The 5,489-nt window shown below is 69.0% G+C and carries 6 protein-coding genes and 1 pseudogene; 1 reads left to right on the top strand and 6 read right to left on the bottom strand.

The window, feature by feature from the left end:
• Window positions 1–283, top strand: a pseudogene (locus AC27VN_RS31435) (hypothetical protein); the annotation flags it as partial.
• 18 nt (window positions 284–301) lie between these two features.
• On the opposite strand, the gene ureG reads toward AC27VN_RS31435, so the two are convergent.
• From ureG to AC27VN_RS31405, 6 genes are all read right to left on the bottom strand, one after another.
• Window positions 302–952 (bottom strand): urease accessory protein UreG, encoded by a 651-nt coding sequence (ureG, locus tag AC27VN_RS31430; RefSeq protein ID WP_093341072.1) that lies wholly within the window; start codon window positions 950–952, stop codon window positions 302–304.
• 23 nt (window positions 953–975) lie between these two features.
• On the bottom strand, window positions 976–1,647 hold the full coding sequence (locus tag AC27VN_RS31425) for an urease accessory protein UreF (protein WP_490879092.1): 672 nt from the start codon (window positions 1,645–1,647) through the stop codon (window positions 976–978).
• A gap of 329 nt (window positions 1,648–1,976) precedes the next feature.
• Window positions 1,977–2,558: an urease accessory protein UreE gene (gene ureE, locus AC27VN_RS31420; RefSeq protein ID WP_490879091.1), complete on the bottom strand. Its 582-nt coding sequence runs from the start codon at window positions 2,556–2,558 to the stop codon at window positions 1,977–1,979.
• 101 nt (window positions 2,559–2,659) lie between these two features.
• A complete protein-coding gene (gene ureC / locus AC27VN_RS31415; protein ID WP_490879090.1) occupies window positions 2,660–4,378 on the bottom strand; it encodes an urease subunit alpha in 1,719 nt (572 codons plus the stop codon).
• Complete coding sequence (locus tag AC27VN_RS31410; protein ID WP_209541778.1) at window positions 4,366–5,049, bottom strand: LysE family transporter; 684 nt, start codon at window positions 5,047–5,049, stop codon at window positions 4,366–4,368. The genes ureC and AC27VN_RS31410 overlap by 13 nt, the downstream gene beginning before the upstream one ends.
• A gap of 12 nt (window positions 5,050–5,061) precedes the next feature.
• A complete protein-coding gene (locus AC27VN_RS31405) occupies window positions 5,062–5,367 on the bottom strand; it encodes an urease subunit beta (protein ID WP_209541777.1) in 306 nt (101 codons plus the stop codon).
• Window positions 5,368–5,489 lie beyond the last annotated feature (122 nt).

Here is a 5,489-nt window from a genome sequence, read left to right as displayed (position 1 = left end):
CGAACCGACCTTCTTCTTTGCCGATTCGCAGCTGCGGCGCGTGGAGTACGCGGCTTCGGCGCAGGGCCTGCCCGATGGCGGCGGCGCGGCCTTTGCAGAACTGCTGCAGTGGGGCCGTGGCGCCTTCGGTGCCGAGCTCGCGGCCAACGATCCGGGCAGTGCCTATGCGGCCTGGAGCAGCGGCGAGATGGATGTCTACGTGCAGCGCGTGGGCGATCCGCGCCGCGCCAGCGTGCGGCTGGTCTACAAGCAGCGCCAGCTGCGCGACGGCAGCGAGCTGTGAAGCCGTGAGTTGGCGGCCTCAGGCCGTCTTGAGCATCCCGCGTTCCTCGATGAAGCGCACGACCTCGGCCACGCCGGTCAGGGTCTTGAGGTTGGTCATCACGTAGGGCTTCTGGCGGCGCATGCGCTGCGTGTCCTGTTCCATCACGTCGAGGTTGGCGCCCACGTAGGGCGCGAGGTCGGTCTTGTTGATGACGAACAGGTCGCTCTTGGTGATGCCGGGGCCGCCCTTGCGCGGGATCTTCTCGCCCGCGGCCACGTCGATGACGTAGATCGTGAGGTCCGAGAGTTCGGGGCTGAAGGTGGCCGCGAGGTTGTCGCCGCCCGATTCGACGAACACCACGTCGGCATCGGGAAAGTCCTCGAGCATGCGGTCGATGGCCTCGAGGTTGATCGAGGCATCCTCGCGGATCGCGGTGTGTGGGCAGCCGCCGGTCTCCACGCCCATGATGCGTTCGGCCGGCAGCGCGCCGGCCACGGTCAGCAGGCGCTGGTCTTCCTTGGTGTAGATGTCGTTGGTGATCGCGACCAGGTCGTAGCTGTCGCGCATCGACTTGCAGAGCATCTCCAGCAGCGTGGTCTTGCCCGAGCCGACGGGGCCGCCGATGCCCACGCGCAGCGGCGGCAGCTTCTTGGTGCGGTTGGGGATGTGGTGCAGGGCGGAGGTCATGGTGGGTGCGTGAAGGAAAAAATCTAGCTGCGGAAGAGCCGCGAATACTGGGTTTCGTGCCGCGCCGACAGCACGGCCAAGAGCGGCGCGAAGGCCTGCCGATCGTCGTCGGACAGCTGCATCGCATGGTTCACGGCCGCGGGAATCTCCTGCGCGAGCCGCCCGAGGATGCGCTGTCCCGCGCTCTGCCCGAGCGGCACGGCCTTGACCGCGGCCGCGACCATGTTCTCGGCCCAGCCGAAAGCAAAGGCCAGGCAGCCGTCGTGCACCGAAGCACCCGAGCGGTGGGCCGCGAACGCGAAGGCCACGGGATAGCTCGCGGGCAGGCCGGCGAAGACCTCGGCCGTGTCGGCATGGTGCAGCTTGAGCCATTCGACGAAGGAGCGGCCCATCTGTTCGGTCTGCAGGAAGAACTCGGCCGATTCGCGGGTTTGCAGCACCCAGTCGTTGAGCACGTGGACGCGCTGTTTGTCGTCGGCGCGCCAGGCGGCGATGGCTTGCGCGACCAAGGCGAGGTCGCCGCGCGCGAAGCTCAGGTGCAATTGGTCGGACAGCCATTCGGCGGCGCTGGCCTCGGTGTCAACGCCGGCCCATTCGACGGCGGCCTCGACACCTTCGGAGTACGAGAAGCCGCCGACCGGGAGGGCGGGGGAGGCTAGCCAGATGAGCAGGAGGAGGCTTTGGGGTTCTGGCATGTCAGTGCGGTGTCGACTTGCCTTCCGGGACGCGTGTGTTCGGGGCGCGTGCACAGGACAGCGGGTACTTCCCTCCGCGAATGTCCCCCGCCCTTCGGGCTCCTCCTTTATTTCGCTGCGGGAAGCACCCACTGCCCTGTGCACGGAGACGCTGCGGTGGTGCCGGCCGATCGAGCGCAGCGCGTCTGGCGCACGTCGATGGGGTACTCCCCGCAGCGAAATAAAGGAGGAGCCGAAGGCGGGGGACATTCGCGGAGGGGAGTACCCCATCGGCGTGCGCCCGCCCCGACCGAAACAAGCCGGCCCGATCCGAAAACCCACCCCCCATCTCAGTGAGAGTGCCCATGGTCATCGAGCAGCTCCGGCGCCAGCACCAGCGGCTTCGGCCCCGAAGAATGCGCATGACCATGCGAGTGGTCATGGTCATGGCTGTGCCCACCCCCATGCGAATGCTCGTGCGACCCATAGGCCCCGCCCTCGGGTTCGAAAGCCTCCTCGACCGCCACCACGATCAGGTGCATCGACCGCAGCATGTCGGCCAGCACATGGTCGGGTTCGATCTTCAGGTGGTCGGGCTTGAGCTCGATCGGCACATGACGGTTGCCCAGGTGGTAGGCCGCGCGCGTCAGATCGAAGGGCGTGCCGTGGGCCGTGCAGTGCGTGATGCGCAGCACCGGCTGTGGCGCCGCGATCACGCGCACCAGCGAACCGTCTTCCGCCACCAGCACGTCGCCGCCGCGCACGGCCGTGCCGCGCGGCAGGAACACGCCGATCTGCCGGCCCTGCGAATCGGTGGCGTCGAAACGGCTTTTCTGGCGCACGTCCCAGTCGAGTTCGATGGTGGCGGCGCGCTTGAGCAGCACGGGCGCGAGGCCGCGGCCCTGGGGCATGAGTTTGTTGGCGGTGAGCATGGTGCGGTGGGACGCGTGGCGCGTCTGAAGACAGGAACGATGCTTTCAAGGATACGCAGCCTGTCAAGCCGGCGTGCCGCGCCGGACTTTCGGGCCTTGTCTCAGAACAGGAAGTAGCGCTGCGCCATCGGTAGCAGCTTCGCCGGCTCGCAGGTCAGCAACTGCCCGTCCGCGCGCACCGCATAGGTCTGCGCATCGATCTCCATCTTCGGCGCATAGCCGTTGTGGATCAGGTCCTTCTTGCGCACGTTGCGGATGTTCTTCACCGCCGCCAGGTTCTTCGCCAGCCCGTAGCGCTCCTTGATGCCCGCGGCCAGGCCGGCCTGCGAGACGAAGGTCAGTGAGCCCTTCGCGAGCGAGCCGCCATAGGCGCCGAACATCGGGCGGTAGTGCACCGGCTGCGGCGTCGGGATCGAGGCGTTGGGGTCGCCCATCGCGGCCATCGCGATGCTGCCGCCCTTGATGATGGTGAAGGGCTTCACGCCGAAGAAGGCAGGCTTCCACACCACGATGTCGGCCCACTTGCCGACCTCGATCGAGCCGACCTCGTGCGCGATGCCGTGCGCGATCGCGGGATTGATCGTGTACTTGGCCACGTAGCGCTTCGCGCGGAAGTTGTCGTTGCGCGCGCTGTCCTCGGGCAGCGTGCCGCGCTGCAGCTTCATCTTGTGCGCGGTCTGCCAGCAGCGCAGCACCACCTCGCCCACGCGGCCCATCGCCTGGCTGTCGGAGCTGAACATGCTGATCGCGCCGAGGTCGTGCAGCACGTCTTCTGCGGCGATGGTTTCCTTGCGGATGCGCGACTCGGCGAAGGCCAGGTCTTCGGCGATGCCCGCGTCGAGGTGGTGGCACACCATGAGCATGTCGACGTGTTCGTCGAGCGTGTTCACGGTGTAGGGCATGGTGGGGTTGGTCGACGAGGGCAGGAAGTTCGCCTCGCCCACCACGCGCAGGATGTCGGGCGCATGGCCGCCGCCCGCGCCCTCGGTGTGGAAGGCGCAGATCGCGCGGCCGCCCACGGCCGCAATCGTGTTCTCGACGAAGCCCGACTCGTTGAGCGTGTCGCTGTGGATCGCCACCTGCGTGTCGGTGGCATCGGCCACGTCGAGGCAGTTGCTGATCGCCGAGGGCGTGGTGCCCCAGTCCTCGTGCAGCTTGAGGCCGATCACGCCGGCCTCGATCTGCTCGTGCAGCGCGCCGGGCAGGCTGGCGTTGCCCTTGCCCAGGAAGCCGAGGTTCATCGGGAACGCGTCGGCCGCCTGCAGCATGCGCTCGATGTGCCAGGGCCCGGGCGTGGAGGTGGTCGCGAAGGTGCCGGTGGCGGGGCCGGTGCCGCCGCCCAGCATGGTGGTCACGCCCGAGGCCAGCGCCTCCTCGATCTGCTGCGGGCAGATGAAGTGGATGTGGCTGTCGATGCCGCCGGCGGTGACGATGTTGCCCTCGCAGCTGACGATCTCGGTGCCCGGGCCGATCACGATATCGACACCCGGTTGCACGTCGGGATTGCCGGCCTTGCCGATGGCGGCGATGCGGCCGTCCTTCAGGCCGATGTCGGCCTTGACGATGCCCCAGTGGTCGAGGATCAGCGCGTTGGTGAGCACCGTGTCGACGGCACCCTGCGCGCGCGTGCGCTGCGACTGCGCCATGCCGTCGCGGATCGTCTTGCCGCCGCCGAACTTGACCTCCTCGCCGTAGCCGCCGGCGCGCAGCGTGTAGTCGGCCTCGACCTCGATCAGCAGCTCGGTGTCGGCCAGCCGCACGCGGTCGCCCACCGTGGGGCCGAAGATTTCTGCGTAGGCGCGCCTGCCTATGGTTGCCATGTCGTTCCTTGTCTTGCGGGGGAGGCCGCGGGCCGGTTCTCGGCGGGGCCGGTGAAATTCAGCAGGTCGCGCATCGAGGCGACCGCCAGCGCCATGAACGCGAGGGCGCACAGGCGGTGCGTCACGCCGGCCCAGCGCGATGCCGAGCGGCCGAAGAGCCTGGCGACGAGGCCCGCGCAGACGAAGCACCAGAGCACGGAGGCCGCCATGAAGCCGGTGAAGAAGACGGCGTAGTGGGCGGTGGTCGGCCGGTCCATGCCGAGGCCGGCCATGGCGCTGCCGAGCGCGGCCCAGTAGGCCAGGTTCTGGGGATTGGTGGCGGAGAGGATCACGCCCGAGCGCAGCGCCCGCTTCGCGGGCACGGCCTGCGCGCGCTCGATGCCGGCATCGCGCTTCGCGGCGCGCCAGCTGTCGGCCGCGAGCCAGGCGAGATAGAGCACGCCGGCGATCCCCAGCGGCCAGCGCAGGGCATCGATCTGCATCAGCGCGCCCGCGCCGGCCAGGCCCAGCACGGCCCACAGCGCGTCGCCGACCAGCGAGCCCACCTGGACGGCGAAGGCCGGACGGAAACCGCCCTGCAGTCCCTGGCGCACGGTTTCCGCGAACACGGCCCCCGGCGCGGCATTGAACACCAGGCCCAGCAGAAAGGCGGAGAGCGCGAGTGACAGCATGCCGGCGCCCGCTCAGAGCTTGCCCTGAACCAGTCCGCGGAAGCCGTAGACGATGCGGTCGCCCGAGAAATCGACCAGTTCGACCGTGCGCTGCTGTCCCGGCTCGAAGCGCACCGCGGCGCCCGAGGCGATGTTCAGGCGCATGCCGCGCGCGGCCTCGCGGTCGAAGCCGAGGGCGCCGTTGGTTTCGGCGAAGTGGTAGTGCGAGCCGACCTGGATCGGCCGGTCGGCCGTGTTCTGCACCACCAGCGTGAGGGTGCGACGGCCCGGGTTGAGCGTGTGGTCGCCGTCGTCGGTGAGGATTTCGCCGGGGATCATGGACCGGGGCCTCGCCTCAGATCGCCTGCGCCAGCAGCGTGGCGCCCAGGCTGACCACCGCGGCGCCCGCGATGCGCGGCAGCCAGGCGTTGGCATGGCGCAGCGCCCAGCCCAGCGCGATG

The sequence above is a fragment of the Variovorax sp. 20P10.2.4 genome, from assembly GCF_058244205.1.
Note: the sequence above shows the minus strand (reverse complement) of the source record. Positions and strands in the feature narration are given on the sequence as shown.

What these genes read in the sequence shown, in the direction of transcription:
- AC27VN_RS31410 (WP_209541778.1), bottom strand. Translation starts at nt 5,049, where the DNA reads ATGCTGTCACTCGCGCTCTCCGCCTTTCTGCTGGGCCTGGTGTTCAAT.
- AC27VN_RS31405 (WP_209541777.1), bottom strand. Translation starts at nt 5,367, where the DNA reads ATGATCCCCGGCGAAATCCTCACCGACGACGGCGACCACACGCTCAAC.
- ureE (WP_490879091.1), bottom strand. Translation starts at nt 2,558, where the DNA reads ATGCTCACCGCCAACAAACTCATGCCCCAGGGCCGCGGCCTCGCGCCC.
- AC27VN_RS31425 (WP_490879092.1), bottom strand. Translation starts at nt 1,647, where the DNA reads ATGCCAGAACCCCAAAGCCTCCTCCTGCTCATCTGGCTAGCCTCCCCC.
- ureC (WP_490879090.1), bottom strand. Translation starts at nt 4,378, where the DNA reads ATGGCAACCATAGGCAGGCGCGCCTACGCAGAAATCTTCGGCCCCACG.
- ureG (WP_093341072.1), bottom strand. Translation starts at nt 952, where the DNA reads ATGACCTCCGCCCTGCACCACATCCCCAACCGCACCAAGAAGCTGCCG.